We start from the raw sequence: 1,176 nt of genomic DNA, 5'->3' as shown, positions 1-1,176 counted from the left end.
CGGCGGATTCTGGCGGTCATTGCAACAGCAGGTCGCCGATCACCTCGATCGGTTTGAAGGAACTCTAGGCGTTTGCGGGGACGGTCGTTGAGCTCCTCAGCGACCGCGTCGAGCTCTGCGGCAGTGAACGCTGAGAGGTCGGCGCCTTTCGGGAAGTATTGGCGCAAAAGGCCGTTGGTGTTCTCGTTGATGCCTCGTTGCCAGGGCGAGTGTGGGTCGCAGAAGAAGATCTCGATCCCGGCGTCCACCCGCACCTGCTTCCAGTCGCGCATCTCCGTGCCTTGATCCCACGTCAGCGACCGTCGCAGCGCCTCCGGCAGCGTCTTGATCTTCACGGCCAGCCCGTCGCGGACTTGTTCGGGTTTGTAGCCCTCCGGCAAATGAACCAGCATCGTGTAGTTGGTGGTGCGTTCCACCAGGGTCCCGATGGCGCTCTGGTTGTTCTTGCCAATGATCAGGTCACCCTCCCAATGGCCCGGCACCGCGCGGTCCTTGGCCTCGGCGGGCCGGGCACTGATATTGATCATGTCCGGGACTCGGTTCTTGCGTTGCCCGGCCTTGCGGCAGGGCCGGCGCACAGCTCGTCCGGTGCGCAGATATCGGGTCAGCTCCTGTTTCAGGGCCCCACGGGACTGCACATAAAGGGACTGATAGATCATCTCGGTCGACACCCACATCTCCGGCTTGTCAGGGAACTCTCGCCGCAGACGCCCAGTGATCTGCTCAGGCGAATACTTCTTGGCGAGGTCTCTCACGACGATCGCACGCAACTCGGGATGGGTGTGCAGCTTCGCCGGCTTCGGGCGTGCGGCGCGTTCATAGGCCAGCACGTGCGCTGTCGTAGCCCGATAACCGCCTTGGGCGGTGGCGTTGCGTCGCAGTTCCCGCGAGATCGTCGACGGTGATCGGCCGATCGCCTCTCCGATCTGCCGCAAAGACTGTCCCTGAACGCGCAACAGGGCGATCTCCTCCCGCTCAGCGAAGCTCAGGCACCGGCCTTTGAGGTTGCGTCCGCGGCGTGGCCGCACGCCACCGGCCTCCTCCAGGACCCGGGCCCCGGTGCGCCGACTTGTACGGATAGCTGCTACCGCCCCGGTTATGAACTCCCCGGCCTGCATCCGCTCCCAAAACACCTGGAGCAGATCCGGCCTGATCAAGATCGAGTACCCACCCACA

1 protein-coding gene is annotated in these 1,176 nt (G+C 63.9%); it reads right to left on the bottom strand.

Annotated features, from left to right (window positions below):
• Positions 1 to 1,175, bottom strand: a 1,175-nt coding sequence (locus RE027_RS17760) for an IS30 family transposase (protein WP_438612447.1), incomplete at its 3' end; no start/stop codon positions are given.
• Position 1,176: the final 1 nt, after the last annotated feature.

The sequence above is a fragment of the Kocuria sabuli genome, from assembly GCF_040981185.1.
In the GTDB taxonomy this organism is placed as follows: domain Bacteria; phylum Actinomycetota; class Actinomycetes; order Actinomycetales; family Micrococcaceae; genus Kocuria; species Kocuria sabuli.
Note: the sequence above shows the minus strand (reverse complement) of the source record. Positions and strands in the feature narration are given on the sequence as shown.